The sequence below is a fragment of the Pseudomonas sp. Pseusp49 genome, from assembly GCF_059491875.1.
The window spans coordinates 3,978,251-3,998,264 of record NZ_CP168514.1 but is presented as its reverse complement, the minus strand read 5'-3'; the positions used below and the strand labels follow the sequence as shown (position 1 = coordinate 3,998,264).

The window sequence follows — 20,014 nt, the reverse complement described above, 5'->3', positions numbered from 1 at the left end:
GAGGCTTAAGCAACAATCTCGAACGCCGTGCTGGCCAACCGCTCGCCATTGACCATGACATGCACCGCATGGCGCCCCGCATAATGCCGGCGGGTGGTGAGTTCCTTGATCTGCTGCCCACGGCTGACGACTTCGCTGGCGTTGCCGGGCAGTGTCAGTGCCTTTAGCTTGAAGACCTTCGCCGAGGTGCTGCCGTTGGCCTTGACGTAATCGATGGCGTAGTCGATCACCAGGCGCTGGCTGCTTTCTACCGTGGATCTGATGGCAAACGACAGGGTGATCTTTTCCCCCAGGCCAATCACCGGCGGTTCGACTTTCACATCGACGATCTCGACTTCAGGCTTGCCGCCCGCGCCGATGATCGCCAGTGCCCGCTGGTTGCCCTGTTTGATCAGGCTGCGCAGGGCGTGCCTGGCGATCCATGCGGTGTGCCGGTTGTCCAGCGACCAGCCTTCGATCAGGTCCAGCACCCAGCCTGGGTGGTCCTTGGTGATGTCGTTGAGGTGGTTGGCCACGGATTTGCGCACGTACAGGCTGGTGTCGGCCTTTAGGTTGTCGAGGATCTTCGCGGCGAGTGTCGGGTCGGCCTGGACGGGTTCCAGGCGGAATGACCAGGGCAGGCGTGGCCGGCAACCTTCACTGGCCAGGCGGCGTACGTGTTCGTTGTCGTCCATCGACCAGTCGTGCATCAGCTCGAGCGAACGTTGGAGGTCGTTGCGCAGAAAGTGGCGGATCGCGAATTCCGAAGAGCCGAAAGCGGTGAAGTACTTCAGCGCGTCCATCGACTGCTCGAACGCATGGGCGCCGTAGCGGGCGACGTAGTGCGGCAGGCACATGCTGACGAAACCGCTGTTCAGGCGTGGCGCGAGGGCGCGCAGCACCTGTAGCGATGCTTCATAGTCCAGCGGCAGCACTGCGTGCAGGCATTCGCTGACCCGGGCCATGCGCTGCATGACGCTGAGGTCTGCCAGGCCGGACTGGGCCAGCTTGAGGAATTTCCTGCCGTCAAAATCGGGGTACACCGCCGTCATTTCTGTGGCGATGTGCTGGAGGCGCTCGGTGTTGAAGATTTCCTTGAGGGCGGGGGCAGGTTGGTCGGCCATGGTGGTTCCTTTGAAATTGTGGTTATTCCGTCACACCGCGTTATCGTTCTTCGCGAGCAAGCCCGCTCCCACAAGGGGACTCTGCCAGGCTCAATATTTGTGAGCAGCTCAGATCCAGTGTGGGAGCGGGCTTGCTCGCGAAGGGGCCCCGCCTCATTTCTTGCCCGCCTGCTCCTGCAGTTGATCCGACTCGAACAACCTGGCCAGTTCCGCCCGCGCTTCCTGTGCCGTCTGCATCACTTTCACGGCGTCGTCATACACCGCGTGCTGGGCTTCCAGCACCTCTTCGTCGTGCTGCTTGAACCGCTTGATCCGTGCATCGGCCTGGGCATGGGTCAATCCCAACCCGATCAGGGTTTGCCGGCTCATTTCCAGGCTCGAGAAAAAGGTCTCGCGCACGGCGTGGGCACCGACGTCCATCAGCCGGTGCACATGCTGACGGTTACGGGCGCGGGCGATGATTTTCATATGCGGGTAGAGCTTGCGCACCAGTTCGGCGGTCTTGATGTTGGTGTTCGGGTCGTCTGTGGCGATCACAAAAAACTCGGCTTCGCCGACTTTGGCCGCGCTGAGGATTTCCGGGCGCATCGGGTCGCCGTAGAACACCGGCACGCCACCGAAGCTGCGGGACAGCTCGATGGTTTCCACCGAGGTGTCGAGGGCCACGAACTTGATGTTCTGTGCGCGCAGAATCCGCGCAACGATCTGGCCCATGCGGCCCATCCCGGCGATCACCACCCGTGGCGCGTCGGCGTCGATTTCGCGGAACTTCTCCGGTACTTCCACCGGTTGCACTTTCGGGCTGACCAGGCGTGCGCAAACCAGCAGCAATAGCGGCGTCACGGCCATGGACAGGGTGATGGTTAACACCAGCAAGTCATACAGCCCGGCGGCGAACAGCCCATGATCGCGACCGATCTTGAACACCACAAAGGCAAATTCACCGCCGGCCGCCAAGACGATACCCAGGCGGATCGCACTGACGTTCTTCAGACCTCCTGCCAGGCGGCCGACAATAAACAGCAGCGGCAGTTTGATCGCGATCAGCAGCAGGGTCAGGCCCAGCACCGCGACCGGCATGCTCAGCAACAGGCTCAGATTCGCGCCCATGCCGACGCTGATGAAAAACAGCCCCAGCAACAGGCCCTTGAACGGTTCGATCTGGGCTTCCAGTTCATGGCGATACTCGGAGTCCGCCAGCAGCAGGCCGGCGAGGAAGGCGCCAAGGGCCATGGAAATACCGACCAGTTCCATCAGCCAGGCCGTGCCGATCACCACCAGCAACGCGGTGGCGGTGGAGACCTCCGGCAACGCGGTCTTGGTCACCACGCGGAACACCGGCCGCAGCAGGTAACGCCCGCCGATCACCACCACGGCGATGCTGGCCAGCACTTGCAGGCCATGGTTCAGGTTTTCGCTGGCGCTGGTGCTGTGATCGCCACCGGCGAGCAGCGGCACCATGGCGATCAGGGGGATCGCGGCGATGTCCTGAAACAACAGGATCGCGAACGCCAGTCGCCCGTGAGGGCTGGTCAGTTCCTTGCGTTCAGCCAGACTTTGCAGGCCGAACGCCGTGGACGACAGCGCCAGGCCCAGGCCGAGGACGATCGCAGTGTTCAACGGCTGGCCAAACAAATACAAAGCCACCACGCCAATCACCGTGCCGGTCAGCAGCACTTGCGCCAGGCCCACGCCGAACACTGATTTGCGCATCACCCACAAGCGTCGTGGCGACAGCTCCAGGCCGATGATGAACAGCAGCAACACCACGCCAAGTTCGGAAATGTTCGCGACGCTTTGCGGGTTGTCGATCAACCCCAGCACCGACGGGCCGATGATCACTCCGGCGAACAGATAGCCCAGGACCGCCCCCAGTTGCAGGCGCTTGGCCAATGGAACGATGAGCACGGCCGCCATCAGGAACACGACAGCGGCTTGTAGCAGGTTGCCTTCATGGGGCATTGGAAAACTCCAGGACTCGGTACAGCGGGGGTGACAAGAATAAAGGCTGAGCCCTTCGGCGTCAGCAAAGCGCTCGGCCTCAGATGTTACAATTTGCATTAGTTAGTTACATTTATAGGATTCGCTGATCAATCAGCGTCGCTGGCGAGTAACCCCATGGCGATCAACTTCGACCTCAATGACCTGCAAGCCTTCCGTGCCGTGGTCGAGCAGGGCAGTTTTCGCAAGGCCGCCGATACGGTGCGCATTTCCCAGCCCGCGTTGAGCCGGCGGATCGAAAAACTCGAAGATGCCCTTGGCGTGCGCCTGTTCGAGCGCACCACGCGCAAGGTCAGCCTGACCCAGGCCGGACGGGGTTTCATGCCCAGCGTCGAGCGCCTGCTGGACGATCTGGACGTGGCATTGCTGGGCATCAGCGAAGTCGCTTCGACCCGGCTCGGCCATGTCACGGTCGCCTGTGTACCCTCGGCGGCTTACTACTTCATGCCGCGGGTGATCGCGCACTATCACCGGCAGTTTCCGCGGATCAAGGTCAAGGTGCTGGACTCGAGCGCCCACGACGTCTTGAGCGCGGTGGTCAATGGCGAAGCGGATTTCGGCCTGAGCTTCATGGGCACGCTGGAGGCCGAAGTGGATTTCGAGCCCCTGGTGCAGGAAGGGTATGTCGTGGCGTGCCGGCGCGATCATCCGCTGGCGGGGCGCAGCAGTGTCACCTGGGACGAGTTCTATCGGCAGGATTACATCTCGCTGGATAAAACCTCGGGCAACCGCTTTCTGCTGGATCAGGCGTTGACCGGCGTGGTGCCGCAGCGGTCGAGTATTTGTGAAACCCGCCATGTGACCACCATGATCGGTCTGGTGGAGGCCGGGTTGGGCGTGGCGGCGGTGCCGTTGATGGCGATGCCGGCGGCGGATCATCCGATCCTGACGCGGGTGCCGCTGACCGATCCGCAAGTGATGCGCAGCGTCGGTCTGATCAAGCGCCGGGGTCGAACCCTGACCCCGGCGGCATTGGAGCTGGAACGGCTGGTGGTGGAGATGAAAGTCCTGCAGCCGCCGGTCAGCGACTGACCGAGTCCAGTCCGGTCGCTTTCACATCCGGTTGAGCCTGGGTCGAGGCCAGGTATTCCAGCAAGGCCTTGGCTTCGGCCGGGTGCTGTGCCCCTACCGGGATGCCGGCGGCAAACCGGGTCACCGATTGCACGGACTCCGGAATCTTCGCCACGAAGCTCACCCCCGGCACTGGCAACAATTCGCTGACCTGCTGAAAGCCCAATTGATAATCGCCAGTGGCAACCACCGAGCCCACCGGGACTTTCGGCACCATCGTCGATTTGCGCTTGAGCTGGTCTTCGATCCCCAGGCGTTTGTACAGCTGCTGCTCGATGTACACGCCGCTGGCACTGTCGGAGTAGGCCACCGATTTCGCCTCGAGCAATGTCTTTTTCAGGCCCTCGACATTGCTGATGTCCGGCTTCGGTGCACCTTCGCGCACCACCAGGCCAATGCGCGAATCCGCCAGTTCGACCCGTGAAGCAGGGTCGACCTTGCCCTGTTTGATCAGATCGTCCAGGGCGTACCCGACCATGATCACCACGTCGGCTTGCTCACCCCGGGCCAGGCGATTGGGGATCGCTTCCGGGGCCTTGCCCATGGAGGGACCTAGCGCGGTGTCGAGGGTGTTGCCGGTGGCGGCGGCGAACTTCGGGCCGAGGATCTTGTAGGCCGCCGTGAAGCCGCCGGAGGTCATCACACGGATCTCTTCAGCCTGGGCAATGCCGCTCAATCCAAGGCTGGCCACCAACGCGATGGCGGCAAAACCGAACTGTTTTTTCATGATTGTGTTCTCGATCAAGGGCAGGTTCACGACGCCACCGGTTGCAGATGATTCGAGGCGCGGCGATAGAGCATGAGCGTCGCGCACAGTGCGCACAGTGCTGCAAAACTCATCCAGTAGCCCGGCGCCGCCTTGTCGCCGGTGTACTGGATCAGCAAGGTCGACATCGCCGGGGTGAACCCGCCGAACACGGCCGTGGCCAGGCTATAGGCGAGGGAGAAACCGGCCACCCGGACTTCCACGGGCATGATCTCCGTCAGCGCCGGGATCATCGCGCCGTTGTACAGGCCGTAGATGAACGACAGCCACAACAGCACCAGCAGCATGTGGATGAAGCTGGGCGCGTTCACCAGGTAGGTCAGCACCGGGTAAGTGGTGGCGATGGCCAGCAATGCCATGGCGATCAACACCGGGCGTCGACCGATACGGTCGGAAAGTGCACCGCCAATCGGCAGCCAGATGAAATTCGAAACACCCACCAGCAATGTCACCAGCAGCGCATCGGACGTGCTCAGGTGCAGGACGGTTTTACCGAAGGTCGGTGCGTACACCGTGATCAGGTAGAACGCAGTGGTGGTCAGGGCGACCATCATCATGCCGGCGAACACGATCAGCCAGTTTTGCCCCAGGGTGCGGAACACCTCACTCATGCTCGGACGGTGTTTACGGGTGGCGAACTCCTCGGTTTCTTCCAGGTTGCGGCGCAGCAGGAAGATGAAGGGCACGATCATGCAGCCGACGAAGAACGGAATCCGCCAGCCCCAGTCGGCAATCACACTCGGCGCCATCCACTGGTTCAAGGCGTAACCCAGTGCGGCGGCGACGATGATCGCCACTTGCTGGCTGCCCGACTGCCAACTGGTGAAAAAGCCCTTGTGGCCGGGTGTGGCGATTTCGGCGAGATACACCGACACGCCACCCAGTTCCGCACCGGCGGAAAAGCCCTGCAGCAGCCGCCCGATCAGCACCAGGGCCGGGGCGAACAAACCGATGGTCTCGTAACCGGGCACCAGCACTATCAGGATGGTGCCGCTGGCCATGATCGACAGGGTCACGATCAAGCCTTTGCGTCGACCCACATCATCGATGTAGGCACCCAGCACCACGGCGCCCAATGGACGCATCAGGAAGCCTGCACCGAACACGGCAAAGGTCATCATCAGCGAGGCGAATTCGCTGCTGGCCGGAAAGAACACGGCAGCGATCTGCGTGGCATAGAAACCAAAAAGAAAGAAGTCGAACTGTTCGAGGAAGTTGCCCGAGGTGACCCGGAAGATTGCGCTGGCCCGGGAGCGACCGGCAGTCGCGGGCCGTTGGATTGATGCTGTCATTGATCTGTACTCCACCGCTTTTATGACGTGCGCCGGCTGGACGCGGCGCACGGTTCTTATTAGGGCGGATAGTGGAGCAGGGGCATCGATATGTTAATTGCATAGTTGGCATGCATTGATGTGCAAAGCGGATCAATGCGCGTGCTCACATAAAACAGGATATTCCGTTAACATCCTGCGCAATATTCCCCCTGCGTGAACAAGGACATCACACCATGAGTACTAACGGCATCATCCTGCTGGTCATTCTGGCCGTTCTGACTCTCTGCATTCTGTATGCGATCGGGCTCTACAACGGTTTGGTCGCCCGTCGCAACGAAATCAAAAATGCCTTCGCGCAGGTTGAGGTTCAACTCAAGCGGCGCTACGACCTGATCCCTAACCTGGTAGCAACCGCCAAGGGCTATCTGGCCCACGAGCGCGAAACCCTTGAGGCCGTCGTTACCGCACGCAATACCGCGTTGGCCGGGCTCAAGGCAGCCCAGGCGCAACCGGGTGATGCGCGCAATATTGCACAACTGAGTCTGGCTGATGGCGCACTCAACAGCGCCATGGGGCGTCTGAACGTCACCCTGGAAGCCTACCCTGAACTCCAGGCTTCGCAGACCATGCAGCAACTGAGTGAAGAGATCAGCAGCACCGAAAACAAAGTGACGTTCGCACGTCAGTTGTACAACGATGCCGTGCTGGCTTACAACAATCTCAAGCAGAGCTTCCCCGCCGTGCTGTTGGCAGCCCGCTTCGGCCATGCCGCCGACGCTACACCGCTGGAGTTTTCCGACACCGCGTCCATTCAACAAGCCCCCCAGGTTTCCTTCTGACGCAATTTGCCCACGGACGGTCCGATGAACTTTTTTGAACAACAGCGTCAGTCCAGACACCGAACGGCGCTACTCGTGATATTGATGATCCTGGCGGTGCTGAGCCTGATCACCATGACTTCCCTCGTTTTCAGCCTCAAACATGCCGACGATGGCAGCGATGCTCTGGCGATCAACTGGGAAGCGGTGCAGATTACGGCATCGGTCATCACCGCCGTCGTACTGATGGGCAGTTTGTTCAAATACGCAGAACTACGGCACGGAGGCAAAGTCATCGCCGAAAGCCTGGGCGGGCGTCTGATCAATCAAGGCGCCCGAACGCTCGAAGAGCAGCGCCTGATCAACGTCGTCGAAGAAATGGCTCTCGCCTCGGGCATGACCGTACCGCCAATCTATCTGCTACCGGATGAGAGCATCAACGCCTTCGCGGCCGGGTTCACTCCGCAGGACGCAGTGATCGGCGTGACGCAGGGGGCGATATCGCTGCTCACACGCGAAGAACTGCAAGGGGTGATTGCCCATGAGTTCAGCCACATCTTCAACGGCGATATGCGCCTGAACATGCACATGCTGGCGACCGTCAACGGCTTGCTGGTGCTTGGCCTGGCGGGCAGTCTGATACTGCTGAGAGTGAGTCGAGTCAGTAACCGTGAGAACGGTGACAACCGTCTTAAGCTGGTGGCCCTGCTGGTCGGCGTGGTTTTGTGCATCGCCGGGTTTGCCGGGAGTTTTATGGCCAGCCTGATCAAGGCCGCCGTAAGTCGGCAACGGGAGTTTCTGGCTGATGCCACCGCGGTGCAGTACACCCGTAACCCACACAGTATTGCCGGCGCATTGAAAAAAATTGGCGGCCATGCGCAAGGCTCGCACATGGGCGCAGACCGGGCAGACGAGTTCAGTCACCTGTACTTCTGTGCGGGCGGGACTTCGTCCCTGGACCGTTTGCTGGCCAGTCATCCTGATTTGAGTGAGCGAATCTGGCGCATCGATGCGCAGTGGGATGGCGTGTTTCCTGCCGTCAAGGCGCCAGGGTTCCAGCGTAGAAAGAAGAAAGTGAGCGTTTAGCAGGAACAACGATCAGCACCGCTCGAGTGTCTCCAGTCGTGGAGGGTGTTGGGCTGTCTGTTTGCCGGGGTGATCATTGACCCATCGGTACCGTGCCTGATCTACAAACCGCAAAGAGTCGCGAATCTTTCCGGAACTGGCGTAGTCGGACGACGCAGCCTTATTGGCTATACAACCGCACCACGCTCTCGGTGCCCAGCCGATACTGATTGTTCCCGCTGCGCTTGGCCTCGTACATCGCCAGGTCGGCAATGTGCAGCAGGCGATCAATGCTCGGCGCATGATCGGGGAACACGGCGACGCCCAGGCTGGTGCCGATGTGGCGCTGGTCGTTGCCGATGGTGATGGGCGGGGAGAGCTCGGCGAAGATGTTCTGGCAGATGGTGCGCGCTTCGTCCTGCAGGCTGTTGCCTTGGGGCAAGTCCTGGAGGATGACCACGAATTCGTCGCCACCGATCCGGGCGACGGTGTCGGAGCCGCGCAGAATGCGTTTGAGCCGTGTGGCGGTAGTGACCAGCACACGGTCGCCGGCCGCATGGCCATAGCGGTCATTGATCGCCTTGAAACCATTGAGATCGACAAACACCAGCGCCACCCGCGTTGCGCTGGCGCGCGCCTGCTCCAGCGCTTCGGACAGGCGCTCTTCGAGCACCAGGCGATTGGGCAGGCCGGTCAGCGGGTCGAAATGGGCCAGGTGCTTGAGGTAGTTGGCCGAGGCCTTTTCTTCGGTGATGTCTCGTACCACGCCCATCATCTTGATCGTCTCGTCGTGGTCATTCTTGACCACGTTACCGGTTTCCCGCAGCCAGCGGATCGTGCCGTCGGGCCAGACCACGCGGTACTCCTCATCATGGTTTTCGCCGGTTTCCAGGCAGCGCAGTTCGCCGGCCCGGACCCTCAGCCGGTCGTCGGGATGCACGCAGGAGCAGAACAGGGCGTAGGAGGGCGTCACTTCGCCAATCTTGAACCCGAACATGCCGAAAATCGCGTCGGACCAGTACAGGCGGTCGGTGTCGACATCCCAATCCCAGGTGCCGATGCGAGCGAAATACTGGCTGCGCTTGAAGCGCTCGGCGTCGCCATCCTGATGGATGTTCCGGCCTTCGGACAGGCTGTTGATGATCGCGCGGTACTGCGCCAGTTGCTTGTGCAGCGAGTGTTCGCGCCAGACCAGCGCGACGATCAGGGTAAGCGTCGTCGAACCAAGGATGACGCTGGTCCAGAGCAGGATCATTCGGGCATGGCCATCAGGGCGTTGAACCGTACGGGTAATAGTTGATTATTTTAGTTCAGCCAACAGCTTTGAACGCGGCGCGCGGTGACGGCAATGGTTGCCAATTGCGGGCAAATCTGGGAAAACGGCGCCCATCGGGCCCTTGTGGGCGAGTGAGCATACGAGTGAATTCAATGAATGACGAGCTTCAGGTTATCGATCTTAAGTTGGGTGACGGAAAAGCTGCGGTAAAAGGCGCGCTGATCACTACCCAGTACCGTGGCTGGCTGGAGGATGGGAGCGAATTCGATTCGTCCTACAACCGAGGCAAACCCTTCCAGTGCGTGATCGGCACCGGGCGGGTCATCAAGGGCTGGGACCAGGGCATCATGGGCATGCAGGTCGGTGGCAAGCGCAAGTTGCTGGTGCCGGCGCACCTGGCCTATGGCGAACGCACCATGGGCAAGATCACGCCGAATTCGAACCTGATCTTCGAAATTGAATTGCTGGAAGTGCTGACGCGGGATGATTGACCGTCAGGCCTGAAAGGTTTCCCGATAGGCATACAGGCCGGGTGTACCGCCGGTCATGACGAACAGCACATTGTCCCCGGGAGCGAAGCGCCCTTGCTGCAGGTCGGCCAGTACTCCCGCGAAGGCTTTGCCGGAGTACACCGGGTCGACCAGCAGGCCTTCGGCACGCGCCATCAGGCGTACCGCGTCCTGCATGGCGGCGGTTGGCAGGCCATAGCCGGCACCCAGCTGGCTGCCGTCGATCACCATCCCGGCCGTCTGCACCTCGGCGTCACTGCCCAGTAGCGCCAATGTCTCGCGGGTCAGTTGTAGGGTTCTCGCGGCTGATGAGTCCTGGTCGGACAACACCGAGAACGATTTGACCACGCAGGTACCCCGGCCCAGCAACTGGAAGCCCGCCGCGAGCCCGGCATGCGTTCCGGCGCTGCCATTGGGGACCACCACTTGATTGAACGTGAGTTGCAGTTCGGCCTCTTGCCGGGCGATTTCCGCTGCGCAGCGGGCATAACCCAGGCTACCCAGGGGCGTTGAACCACCAGTCGGCAGCACCATCACCTTGCGTCCGCCATCCCGAAGCTGCGCCGCCCTGGCCTCGGCTTTGGCCAGTGAATCGGTACCGCCGGCAAACACTTGCATCTGCGCGCCGAACAACTGGTCGAGCAGCACGTTGCCATTGAGTTCGTAATCCACCTCGGCTTTGGCCACGGCCCGGGTCAGGAACAACTCGCAGGCGATGCCCAGCCGGGCGCACACCGCGGCGGTCAAACGAGCATGATTGGACTGGATGCCGCCTACGGTAATGATCGTATCGACTCCGGCTTGCAGCGCCGCGCCGATGTGGAATTCAAGCTTGCGCAGCTTGTTGCCGCCCGCGCCGATCAACATATGGTCGTCGCGTTTGAGAAACAGGCCGATCCCCTGTTTGTCCAGGCCCAGCCGTTGTTCGAGTCGCGCAGCCCGCTGAATGGGCGTGGGACCTTGCAGCAGGTCGGCCCGCGCAAAAACACTCAGTGACTTGTCCAGTGGGGTCTGCATCAATCGAGCCTCGTTGTTCACCATGATCCAGGTGACTTTATGGAGAAAGGCCTGCGGGATAAATGCACTTCCCGTCATGACTGTTTTAACCCGGTGTAACCAATCAACCGGGCAGCAGGACTTTTCTGGCGGCTTTGGTTAGGCTGGGCCGGGTTTGAAACCAGGATCTGATTAGGAGAGGGCGGGTTGCCAATCAACGAATACGCCATGGCGATCGAACTGCTGGATGAGTCTTATCGGCACTGGACCGGCGAACATCTGCCAGCACCGCCGTCGCTGGCAGGAAGGGAGCGCCTGCATTGGCTGCACGCCCACGCGCCCTACAGTTTGCTGGCCCACGGTACTGAAGACGACCCACTTTTCTTCTACGCCAATGAACAGGCGCTGGCGTGCTTCAAGTACCCGCGCCCGGAGTTTCTGGGCATGCCCTCACGCTTCAGCGCCTCGCCACTGGACCGCGCCCGGCGCCAGACCCTGCTGGAGCAGGTCACGGCCCATGGCATAGCGCATGGCTACAGCGGTTATCGGGTGGATCGGCAGGGCAATGCCTTCATGATTCATGAAGGCAAGGTGTGGACGCTGGTTGATCAGCAGGGTGTGCGTTTGGGGCAGGCGGCGTTGTTCTGGCCGGATGCTGCACGGGTTGGGCAGTTGGAGTGAGCGTCGATCAAGCGACCGGCCAATCCCTGAACAGCGGAATTCGTCCATTGGCGGACGGGCGGTAATCCCAGGTCAGGCGATCCAGTTCCGGCTTCATCGCCAGAATGTGCCGGACGGTAGCGCCAGCGATGCTCAACGCCAGTGCCTGCCCCGGACATTGATGGCGCCCCGCACCAAAGGTGAAGCTGCGCCGGTTCGGGCGGTCGAGCAGGAGGTCGTCGGGGTTGTCGTTGAGCTGTGGGTCGCGATTGGCCGAGGCCAGCAGCACCAGGATCACGTCCCCGGCATTCAGCCTTGTGCCGTCAATCTCGCAGGGTGCGGCGACGAAGCGACGGGTGTTCTGTACCGGCGGGTCAAAGCGCTGCACTTCGGCCAGCAGATCGTCGACATGGGGGGATTGGCTGAGTAACGGCGGGTGTTGAATCAACGCCAGCACAGTGTTGCCGATCAGCCCGGCCGTGGCGTCGAACGTCTGGGAAAACAGGCCGATCAGGTTGGCGATCAGCATTTGCGGTGCGCCGCCGGTGAAGCGCTGGCGGATGCCAGCAAGCAGGCGGCTGTGGTTGTCCGGATCGGCCAAAAGCTCGACACAGTAACCGCTCAGTTGTTCGGCGGCGGCATGGGCGGCAGCCAGCTGTGCCGAGGTGCTCAAGGGCGACAGGCAAGCCACGAAGTCCGCCGTCAGTTCACTGATGATTCGACCCTGAGCCGGGGTGAATCCCAGCAACGCCGCCACCACGCACACCGGCCCACGGAACATTGCGTTGTGCAGGCCGACGGCGTCGGCGGAGATCAACCGGGCGCTGACCAGACTCTCGACTTCCTGCGTATCGATCAACTCCAGCCCTGGCGCAATCGCCGACCGTGGACAACGCTGGCGCTCACCCTCATTCATGCGCATCAACTGGCCGAACACCTGGCCGGCCATGCCATCGGCAATCGCCCTGGGGACTGGCTCCTGCGCGGGGCGAACCTGGCAATCGGCATGCGCCAGCACGGCAGTCACCGCCCGAGCGCTGCTGGCCACCCACATGTTCAGCCCCGGATGGAAAGCCAGCCCGCCTTCGGCACGCAGTTGTGCGTAGTAGGGATAAGGATCGGCATGGGTCACAGCGATGATCGGGTCCATGGGTCACAGCCTTCTGTTGTTGGAAAGTATTGCTACTATCTCCAGTCCGAAAGGGCGTTGATTCGTCCGGGAGCGAAATATGAGCGCAGAACAACACGACATGGGCGTCTCGCAGGTGGCGGCGGCTATCGCGGAGCCAGCGCGGACGAAAATCCTCTGTTCGCTGATGGACGGCCACGCCCGCACCAGCACCGAACTGGCGGCGGTGGCCGAAGTCAGCGCGTCGACCGCCAGTGCCCACCTGGCCAGACTCAAGGAGCTGGCGCTGGTGCGGCTGCACGTCCAGGGACGTCACCGCTATTACAGCCTGGCGGACAAACGCGTTGCCCAGGCCCTGGAAGCGCTGATGGTGATCGGCCAGAACACGGCGCCGCGCTTCCAGGCGCGGACCCCGGATCGCCTGCAGTTTGCCCGCACCTGCTACGACCACATGGCGGGCACCCTGGCGGTATTGCTACACGACCGGATGCTCGAAGCGGGCTGGCTGGAGGAAACCGACGAACAGGCCTATCGCTTGAGTGACAGTGGTTCGGCAATGTTTCAGGGGCTCGGGATCGACGTACAGGACTTGAGCACCTTGCGCCGCCGCTTTGCCTGTCCGTGCCTGGACTGGAGCATGCGCCGGCCGCATCTGGGCGGGTCGCTGGGCGCGGCGTTGCTGCAAACGGCGCTCAAGCGCCAGTGGGTGACCCAGGATCTGGACAGTCGGGCGTTGGCGTTGACGGCGTTGGGGCGCAAGGAGATGGCGGGGCGGTTTGGGCTTGAGTTGCGGTTGGATATTGAAGAGAAGAGCAAAAGATCGCAGCCTGCGGCAGCTCCTACAGTGGCCGCGAAATACCCCCTGTAGGAGCTGCCGAAGGCTGCGATCTTTTCATTCGGCCATGAAAAAGCCCCCCGTCAGTCACCCGATGGGGGGCTTTTGTGCGTCTGGCGTCAGGTCAGACCTTGACGATCCAGCCCGCTGGCGCTTCGATGTCGCCGGTTTGCACGCCGGTCAGCTCTTTGTAGAGCTTCTGGGTGACCGGGCCGACTTCGGTTTCGCTGTGGAACACGTGCAGGTGGTCGTTGTAGTCGATGCCGCCAATCGGCGTGATCACCGCCGCAGTACCGCAAGCACCGGCTTCCTTGAAGTCGGAGAGCTTGTCGATGAACACGTCGCCTTCAACCACTTCCAGGCCCAGACGGGTCTTGGCCAGCTCGATCAGCGACAGACGGGTGATGCCCGGCAGTACCGATGGCGAGTTCGGGGTCACGAACTTGTTGTCGTGGGTGATCCCGAAGAAGTTGGCCGAACCGACTTCCTCGATCTTGGTGTGGGTCATCGGATCCAGGTAGATGGCGTCGGCAAAGTGGGCTTTCTTGGCCTTGGAGCCCGGCATCAGGCTGGCGGCGTAGTTGCCACCGACCTTGGCCGCACCGGTGCCTTGTGGCGCCGCGCGGTCGTAGCTGGAGATCTGGAAGTTGTGCGGGGTCAGGCCACCCTTGAAGTAGGCGCCGACCGGGATGCAGAAGATCGAGAAGATGAACTCGGGGGCGGTACGCACGCCGATGTTGTCACCCACGCCGATCACGAACGGGCGCAGGTACAGCGCGCCGCCGGTGCCGTACGGCGGAATGAAACGCTCGTTGGCGCGGACCACGGCCTTGCAGGCTTCGATGAATTGCTCGGTGTCGACTTGCGGCATCAGCAGACGGGCGCAGCTGCGCTGCATGCGCAGGGCGTTCTGGTCCGGGCGGAACAGGTTGATCGAGCCGTCCTTGCAACGATAGGCCTTCATGCCTTCGAAGCATTGCTGGCCATAGTGAAGGGCAGTGGAGCCTTCGCTGATGTGCAGCACGTTATCTTCGGTCAGGGTGCCCTTGTCCCATTCGCCATTGCGAAAGTACGACAGATAGCGCTTGTCGGTCTTGATGTAGTCAAAACCCAGCTTGTCCCAATTGATGCTTTCGTTACCCATGACACCCTCTATCACTTAACAACCGCCGAAACGGTTCAAGGCTTCTGACGTTTTTCCGGATGGGCACAACAATACTTCATTCTTGGGCTAAATCGCAGCCCAGACTATCGGCTGATCAGCAGATAATTCGCGTTGACCTTGAGAATTCGCGAGCAAGCCCGCTCCCACATTTGAAATGCATTCCCCTGTGGGAGCGGGCTTGCTCGCGAAGAGGCCAACACAGCCACCATCAATCACCCTGAATCAAAGGTGCAACGCATGTCCCAGCGCACGCAACGCCGCTTCCTGCACCGCCTCACCGAGCGTCGGATGCGCATGGATGGTGCCGCCGATGTCTTCCAGCCGCGCACCCATCTCCAGGCTTTGCGCGAACGCCGTGGACAATTCGGACACGCCAACCCCCACCGCCTGCCAGCCGACAATCACATGATTGTCCCGACGGGCGACCACACGCACGAAGCCGCTTTTCGACTCCAGTGTCATCGCCCGGCCATTGGCGGCGAACGGGAAGCTCGACACGATGCAGTCCAGGCCTGCTGTCCTGGCCTCGTCCGGAGTCTTGCCGACCACCACCAGTTCCGGGTCGGTGAAGCACACGGCGGCGATGGCGGTCGGGTTGAACTCGCGGGATTTACCGCTGATCAGCTCGGCGACCATCTCGCCCTGGGCCATGGCCCGGTGCGCGAGCATCGGTTCGCCGCTCAGGTCGCCGATGGCATAGACGTTGCGCATGCTGGTCTGGCAACGGTTGTCGATCTTGATCGACGAACCGTTCATGTCCAGGTTCAGCGCTTCGAGGTTCCAGCCCTGGGTGTTCGGCTTGCGACCGACGGCCACCAGCACCTGGTCGGTTTCCAGGTTCAGGGTCGCGCCGTTCGGGGCCAGTACTTGCAAGGTATGTTGTTCTGAATCAAAGCCTTGCACGCTATGTTTCAAGTAAAGCTTCACGCCGAGTTTTCTCAGTTCATCGTGCACAGGCTGGGTCAGTTCGGCGTCGTAGGCCGGCAGGATGCGCTCCTGCGCTTCCACCACGCTGACCTCGGTGCCGAGCTTGCGATAGGCAATGCCCAGTTCCAGACCGATGTAGCCACCGCCGACCACAATCAAACGCTTGGGCACGGATGTCGGCGCCAGGGCTTCGGTGGACGAGATGATCGGCCCGCCAATCGGCAACATCGGCAAGTTCACGCTTTTCGAACCGGTGGCCAGCACCAGGTGCTCGCACTGGATGCGTGTGTCGCCGACCTCGACGGTTTTACCGTCAACCACTTTGGCCCAGCCTTGAATGACCTGGACCTTGTTCTTTTTCAGCAGCGCGGCAACGCCGGTGGTCAGGCGATCGACGATGCCGTCTTTCCATTCGACGCTCTTGGTGATGTCGAGGGTCGGCGCTGAAACGCTGATGCCCAGGGCCGACAGCTGATGGTGCTGCTGCGTCTGATGAAACTGCTCGGCGACGTGAATCAGTGCCTTGGACGGGATGCAGCCAATATTCAGGCAGGTGCCGCCCAGGGATTGGCCTTCCACCAGGATAGTCGGGATGCCCAGCTGGCCGGCGCGGATCGCCGTCACATAGCCGCCGGGGCCGCCGCCGATGATCAGCAGCGTGGTGTTCAGGGTCTGCATGACTTTCTCCACAAATGCTTAATCGACAAAGAGCGTGGCGGGTTGTTCGAGCAGGCCACGAATGGCCTGGATGAAGAGCGCCGCGTCCATGCCGTCGACCACGCGGTGATCGAAGGAGCTGGAGAGGTTCATCATCTTGCGGACCACGATCTGGCCTTTGATCACCATCGGCCGTTCGACGATCTTGTTCACGCCGACAATCGCCACTTCCGGCAGGTTCAGCACCGGCGTGCTGACGATGCCGCCCAAGGCGCCGAGGCTGGTCAGGGTGATGCTCGAGCCGGACAGCTCATCGCGGCTGGCCTTGCCATTGCGCGCGGCGGTGGCCAAACGCGAGATTTCCGCTGCGCTGTCCCACAGGCTGCGGGCTTCGGCGTGACGTACCACCGGCACCATCAGGCCAATATCGGCTTGCGTGGCAATACCGACATGCACGGCGCCGAGGCGGGTGATGACCTGGGCTTCATCGTCGTAGCGGGCGTTGATCTGCGGGAAGTCGCGCAGGGCGACGACCATGGCGCGGACCAGGAACGGCAGCAAGGTCAGCTTGCCGCGAGTCGCACCGTGTTTTTCGTTGAGGTGCGCACGCAGCTCTTCCACGGCGGTGACGTCGATTTCCTCGACGTAGCTGAAGTGGGCGGCGCGCTGGGTGGCGTCCTGCATGCGCTGGGCGATCTTGCGGCGCATGCCGATCACCGGGATCTGCTGTTCGTCGGTGCGCTGGGTGTAAGCGCTGCTGACCGTCGATGCATTCGACTGACCCTGAGCCAGGTAGGCGTCCAGGTCTTCATGCAGCACGCGGCCGGCCGGGCCGCTGCCACGCACCAGGCGCAGCTGAATGCCCAGGTCCAGTGCATGCTTGCGCACGGCCGGGGAGGCCAGCGGACGTTCATCGGCCGCGCGAGCCACTATCGGGCCCTGGCAGACAGCCGCTTTCGGCGGCGCTGGGGCCGCGACCGGTTTGCTTTCCACCACGGCTTCGACTTTCGGTGCTGCGACTGGCGCTTCTTTCACAGGAGCCGGTTGCGCCGACTCCTTAACGTTGCCCGCGCCTTCGACTTCAATGCTGATCAGCACACTGCCAACCGCCATGACTTCGCCCGGCTGGCCACCGAGGGCAATCACCTTGCCATGCACCGGCGACGGGATATCGACCATCGCCTTGTCGGTCATGACATCGGCCAGCACCTGATCTTCGACGACCATGTCGCCGACCTTGACGTGCCAGACCGACAATTCAACTTCTGCAATGCCTTCACCAATGTCCGGCATTTTAATGACGTGCGTGCCCATTCAGACCTCCATGACCCGTTTCAACGCCGCGCCCACTCGGGACGGCCCTGGGAAATACGCCCACTCTTGCGCGTGCGGGTAAGGGGTGTCCCAACCGGTGACGCGTTCGATCGGCGCTTCCAGGTAGTGGAAGCAATGCTCTTGCACCAGCGACACCAGTTCGGCACCGAAACCGCAGGTACGGGTCGCTTCGTGCACCACCACGCAACGGCCGGTCTTTTTCACCGATTTGACGATGGTTTCCAGATCCAGCGGCCACAGGCTGCGCAGGTCGATGACTTCGGCGTCAACGCCGCTTTCTTCAGCAGCGACTTGCGAGACGTACACCGTGGTGCCGTAGGTCAGCACGGTGACGTCCTTGCCCGGACGGGTGATCGCAGCGACGTCCAGCGGCACGGTGTAGTAACCGTCCGGCACTTGCGCGGCAGGGTGTTTCGACCACGGGGTTACCGGGCGGTCGTGGTGACCGTCGAACGGGCCGTTGTACAGGCGTTTCGGCTCGAGGAAGATCACCGGGTCATCGTTTTCGATGGAGGCGATCAACAGGCCCTTGGCGTCGTACGGGTTGGACGGCATCACCGTGCGCAAACCGCAGACCTGGGTGAACATCGCTTCGATGCTCTGGCTGTGGGTCTGGCCGCCGTAGATGCCCCCGCCGCACGGCATGCGCAGGGTCATCGGTGCGGTGAACTCGCCTGCCGAGCGATAACGCAGGCGTGCGGCTTCGGAAATGATCTGGTCGGAGGCCGGGTAGACGTAGTCGGCGAACTGGATCTCGGCCACCGGGCGCAGGCCGTAGGCGCCCATGCCCACGGCGACACCGACGATGCCGCTTTCGGAGATCGGCGCGTCGAACACCCGGGAGGTGCCGTACTTGTTCTGCAGGCCTTCGGTGCAGCGGAACACGCCGCCGAAGTAGCCCACGTCCTGGCCGAAGACCACGACGTTGTCGTCACGTTCAAGCATCACATCCATGGCCGAGCGCAGGGCCTGGATCATGGTCATGGTGGTCGTGGTCATGGCGGTTTCCAGCTCGATATTGTTGTTGTGATCGTTCATGTCAGATCCCCAACTCTTGACGCTGGCGCTTCAAGTGCTCCGGCATCTCTTTGTAGACGTCTTCGAACATGGTCGCAGCGCTTGGAATCTGGCCGCCGGCGAGGGTGCCGTACTGTTCGGCTTCTTTCTGAGCAGCGATCACTTGGGCTTCGAGCTCGGCGCTGACCGCGGCGTGTTCCTCTTCGGACCACTGGCCGACCTTGATCAGGTGCTGCTTGAGGCGCGCAATCGGATCGCCGAGCGGGAAGTGGCTCCAGTCATCGGCAGGGCGGTATTTCGACGGATCATCGGAGGTCGAGTGCGGGCCGGCGCGGTAGGTGACCCATTCGATCATGGTCGGGCCGAGGCCGCGGCGCGCACGTTCGGCGGCCCAGGCGGAGGCGGCATACACGGCGTAGAAATCGTTGCCGTCGACCCGCAGGGAGGCAATGCCGCAACCGACGCCGCGACCGGCGAAGGTGGTGGCTTCACCACCGGCGATTGCCTGGAAGGTGGAGATCGCCCACTGGTTGTTGACCACGTTGAGGATCACCGGCGCGCGGTACACGTGGGCGAAGGTCAGCGCGGTGTGGAAGTCCGACTCGGCGGTGGCGCCGTCGCCGATCCAGGCCGAAGCGATTTTGGTGTCGCCCTTGATCGCCGAGGCCATGCCCCAGCCCACGCCCTGGATGAACTGGGTGGCGAGGTTGCCGGAGATGGTGAAGAAACCGGACTCCTTGACCGAGTACATGATCGGCAATTGCCGGCCCTTGAGCGGATCGCGCTCGTTGGACAGCAGCTGGCAGATCAGGTCGACCAGCGGTACGTCGCGGGCCATCAGGATGCTTTGCTGGCGGTAGGTCGGGAAGCACATGTCGTCGATGTTCAAGGCCAGGGCCTGGGCGCTGCCGATGGCTTCTTCGCCGAGGCTCTGCATGTAGAACGACATCTTTTTCTGACGCTGGGCGACCACCATGCGGTTGTCGTAGATGCGGGTCTTGAGCATGGCGTGCATGCCCTTGCGCAGGATCTCCACCGGCACGTTTTCGGCCCACGGCCCAAGGGCATTGCCCTGGTCGTCGAGCACGCGGATCAGGCCACGGGCCAGGTCAGCCGTGTCAGCCGGTTCAACGTCGATTGGGGGTTTGCGCACCGTGCCGGCATCGGTCAGATGCAGGTAGGAGAAGTCGGTTTTACAGCCGGGACGGCCCGAGGGTTCGGGGACGTGCAGGCGCAGCGGTTCATACGCTTGGGTCATGGCTTCTACGCTCGATCTTGTGAATTTCTTGTAGTGAGCTGACAGATTTCGTTCGGTAGAAGAAATCTTGTCCTACAACAATCATAGGCCCGCCCAAGAAGAATATTTCTCTCTGTTTCGTTGCACCAAAGATCATTTGCAGATAAAAAACC

Annotated in this window: 18 protein-coding genes; 6 read left to right on the top strand and 12 right to left on the bottom strand. The window is 61.7% G+C overall.

All coding sequences use genetic code 11. The annotated features are described in order from the left end of the window. Positions 1-5: 5 nt before the first annotated feature. Both ACEN83_RS17810 and ACEN83_RS17805 read right to left on the bottom strand, forming a co-directional pair. Entirely contained in the window at positions 6-1,103 is a 1,098-nt protein-coding gene (locus ACEN83_RS17810) for a DNA alkylation repair protein (protein WP_495577914.1), read from the bottom strand. Positions 1,104-1,256: 153 nt separating this feature from the next. Further along, complete coding sequence (locus tag ACEN83_RS17805) at positions 1,257-3,065, bottom strand: monovalent cation:proton antiporter-2 (CPA2) family protein (protein WP_495577913.1); 1,809 nt, start codon at positions 3,063-3,065, stop codon at positions 1,257-1,259. Between the two features lie 156 nt (positions 3,066-3,221). On the opposite strand from ACEN83_RS17805, the gene ACEN83_RS17800 reads away from it, so the two are divergent. Continuing rightward, positions 3,222-4,136 (top strand): LysR family transcriptional regulator, encoded by a 915-nt coding sequence (locus ACEN83_RS17800; RefSeq protein WP_495577912.1) that lies wholly within the window; start codon positions 3,222-3,224, stop codon positions 4,134-4,136. On the opposite strand, the gene ACEN83_RS17795 is transcribed toward ACEN83_RS17800, so the two are convergent. After that, positions 4,126-4,902 (bottom strand): substrate-binding domain-containing protein, encoded by a 777-nt coding sequence (locus ACEN83_RS17795; protein WP_495577911.1) that lies wholly within the window; start codon positions 4,900-4,902, stop codon positions 4,126-4,128. The genes ACEN83_RS17800 and ACEN83_RS17795 overlap by 11 nt on opposite strands. Before the next feature lie 26 nt (positions 4,903-4,928). Continuing rightward, the gene (locus ACEN83_RS17790) at positions 4,929-6,233 is read right to left on the bottom strand and encodes an MFS transporter (protein WP_495577910.1); all 1,305 of its coding nucleotides are present in this window, start codon (positions 6,231-6,233) and stop codon (positions 4,929-4,931) included. Positions 6,234-6,448: 215 nt separating this feature from the next. Between ACEN83_RS17790 and ACEN83_RS17785 the strand changes: the two genes are divergently transcribed. After that, complete coding sequence (locus ACEN83_RS17785; protein ID WP_495577909.1) at positions 6,449-7,054, top strand: LemA family protein; 606 nt, start codon at positions 6,449-6,451, stop codon at positions 7,052-7,054. Positions 7,055-7,078: 24 nt separating this feature from the next. After that, a complete protein-coding gene (locus tag ACEN83_RS17780) occupies positions 7,079-8,119 on the top strand; it encodes a M48 family metallopeptidase (RefSeq protein WP_495577908.1) in 1,041 nt (346 codons plus the stop codon). Between the two features lie 160 nt (positions 8,120-8,279). Here ACEN83_RS17780 and ACEN83_RS17775 read toward each other — a convergent pair whose 3' ends face one another. Next, positions 8,280-9,353 carry a diguanylate cyclase domain-containing protein gene (locus ACEN83_RS17775; RefSeq protein WP_495577907.1) on the bottom strand — a complete coding sequence of 358 codons (1,074 nt, stop codon included), beginning with the start codon at positions 9,351-9,353 and terminating at the stop codon, positions 8,280-8,282. Between the two features lie 173 nt (positions 9,354-9,526). Here ACEN83_RS17775 and ACEN83_RS17770 point away from each other — a divergent pair, with 173 nt between their 5' ends. Next, complete coding sequence (locus tag ACEN83_RS17770) at positions 9,527-9,865, top strand: FKBP-type peptidyl-prolyl cis-trans isomerase (protein WP_495577906.1); 339 nt, start codon at positions 9,527-9,529, stop codon at positions 9,863-9,865. A gap of 3 nt (positions 9,866-9,868) precedes the next feature. Here ACEN83_RS17770 and ACEN83_RS17765 read toward each other — a convergent pair whose 3' ends face one another. Further along, a complete protein-coding gene (locus tag ACEN83_RS17765; RefSeq protein WP_495580888.1) occupies positions 9,869-10,900 on the bottom strand; it encodes a D-cysteine desulfhydrase family protein in 1,032 nt (343 codons plus the stop codon). A gap of 186 nt (positions 10,901-11,086) precedes the next feature. Between ACEN83_RS17765 and ACEN83_RS17760 the strand changes: the two genes are divergently transcribed. Continuing rightward, complete coding sequence (locus ACEN83_RS17760; protein ID WP_116582799.1) at positions 11,087-11,560, top strand: MEKHLA domain-containing protein; 474 nt, start codon at positions 11,087-11,089, stop codon at positions 11,558-11,560. A gap of 7 nt (positions 11,561-11,567) precedes the next feature. Here ACEN83_RS17760 and ACEN83_RS17755 read toward each other — a convergent pair whose 3' ends face one another. Then, positions 11,568-12,689 (bottom strand): cytochrome P450, encoded by a 1,122-nt coding sequence (locus ACEN83_RS17755; protein ID WP_495577905.1) that lies wholly within the window; start codon positions 12,687-12,689, stop codon positions 11,568-11,570. Positions 12,690-12,768: 79 nt separating this feature from the next. Between ACEN83_RS17755 and ACEN83_RS17750 the strand changes: the two genes are divergently transcribed. Further along, the gene (locus tag ACEN83_RS17750) at positions 12,769-13,536 is read left to right on the top strand and encodes an ArsR/SmtB family transcription factor (RefSeq protein ID WP_495577904.1); all 768 of its coding nucleotides are present in this window, start codon (positions 12,769-12,771) and stop codon (positions 13,534-13,536) included. Between the two features lie 91 nt (positions 13,537-13,627). Here the strand turns inward: ACEN83_RS17750 and ACEN83_RS17745 are convergent, their stop codons facing one another. The 5 genes from ACEN83_RS17745 to ACEN83_RS17725 form a co-directional block, all read right to left on the bottom strand. Further along, positions 13,628-14,647 carry a branched-chain amino acid aminotransferase gene (locus ACEN83_RS17745; RefSeq protein ID WP_007976584.1) on the bottom strand — a complete coding sequence of 340 codons (1,020 nt, stop codon included), beginning with the start codon at positions 14,645-14,647 and terminating at the stop codon, positions 13,628-13,630. 243 nt (positions 14,648-14,890) lie between these two features. Continuing rightward, positions 14,891-16,273: a dihydrolipoyl dehydrogenase gene (gene lpdA, locus ACEN83_RS17740; protein WP_495577903.1), complete on the bottom strand. Its 1,383-nt coding sequence runs from the start codon at positions 16,271-16,273 to the stop codon at positions 14,891-14,893. Positions 16,274-16,291: 18 nt separating this feature from the next. Next, on the bottom strand, positions 16,292-17,566 hold the full coding sequence (locus tag ACEN83_RS17735; RefSeq protein WP_495577902.1) for a dihydrolipoamide acetyltransferase family protein: 1,275 nt from the start codon (positions 17,564-17,566) through the stop codon (positions 16,292-16,294). Beyond that, entirely contained in the window at positions 17,567-18,625 is a 1,059-nt protein-coding gene (locus ACEN83_RS17730; RefSeq protein ID WP_495577901.1) for an alpha-ketoacid dehydrogenase subunit beta, read from the bottom strand. 1 nt (position 18,626) lies between these two features. Continuing rightward, positions 18,627-19,862, bottom strand: coding sequence for a 3-methyl-2-oxobutanoate dehydrogenase (2-methylpropanoyl-transferring) subunit alpha (locus ACEN83_RS17725; protein WP_495577900.1), 1,236 nt, complete (start codon positions 19,860-19,862; stop codon positions 18,627-18,629). Between the last annotated feature and the right edge of the window lie 152 nt (positions 19,863-20,014).

Coding starts and splice junctions, on each gene's coding strand:
- ACEN83_RS17730 (WP_495577901.1), bottom strand. CDS start 18,625: ATGAACGATCACAACAACAATATCGAGCTGGAAACCGCCATGACCACG.
- ACEN83_RS17810 (WP_495577914.1), bottom strand. CDS start 1,103: ATGGCCGACCAACCTGCCCCCGCCCTCAAGGAAATCTTCAACACCGAG.
- lpdA (WP_495577903.1), bottom strand. CDS start 16,273: ATGCAGACCCTGAACACCACGCTGCTGATCATCGGCGGCGGCCCCGGC.
- ACEN83_RS17735 (WP_495577902.1), bottom strand. CDS start 17,566: ATGGGCACGCACGTCATTAAAATGCCGGACATTGGTGAAGGCATTGCA.
- ACEN83_RS17755 (WP_495577905.1), bottom strand. CDS start 12,689: ATGGACCCGATCATCGCTGTGACCCATGCCGATCCTTATCCCTACTAC.
- ACEN83_RS17765 (WP_495580888.1), bottom strand. CDS start 10,900: ATGCAGACCCCACTGGACAAGTCACTGAGTGTTTTTGCGCGGGCCGAC.
- ACEN83_RS17805 (WP_495577913.1), bottom strand. CDS start 3,065: ATGCCCCATGAAGGCAACCTGCTACAAGCCGCTGTCGTGTTCCTGATG.
- ACEN83_RS17795 (WP_495577911.1), bottom strand. CDS start 4,902: ATGAAAAAACAGTTCGGTTTTGCCGCCATCGCGTTGGTGGCCAGCCTT.
- ACEN83_RS17780 (WP_495577908.1), top strand. CDS start 7,079: ATGAACTTTTTTGAACAACAGCGTCAGTCCAGACACCGAACGGCGCTA.
- ACEN83_RS17745 (WP_007976584.1), bottom strand. CDS start 14,647: ATGGGTAACGAAAGCATCAATTGGGACAAGCTGGGTTTTGACTACATC.
- ACEN83_RS17770 (WP_495577906.1), top strand. CDS start 9,527: ATGAATGACGAGCTTCAGGTTATCGATCTTAAGTTGGGTGACGGAAAA.
- ACEN83_RS17775 (WP_495577907.1), bottom strand. CDS start 9,353: ATGATCCTGCTCTGGACCAGCGTCATCCTTGGTTCGACGACGCTTACC.
- ACEN83_RS17750 (WP_495577904.1), top strand. CDS start 12,769: ATGAGCGCAGAACAACACGACATGGGCGTCTCGCAGGTGGCGGCGGCT.
- ACEN83_RS17725 (WP_495577900.1), bottom strand. CDS start 19,862: ATGACCCAAGCGTATGAACCGCTGCGCCTGCACGTCCCCGAACCCTCG.
- ACEN83_RS17800 (WP_495577912.1), top strand. CDS start 3,222: ATGGCGATCAACTTCGACCTCAATGACCTGCAAGCCTTCCGTGCCGTG.
- ACEN83_RS17785 (WP_495577909.1), top strand. CDS start 6,449: ATGAGTACTAACGGCATCATCCTGCTGGTCATTCTGGCCGTTCTGACT.
- ACEN83_RS17790 (WP_495577910.1), bottom strand. CDS start 6,233: ATGACAGCATCAATCCAACGGCCCGCGACTGCCGGTCGCTCCCGGGCC.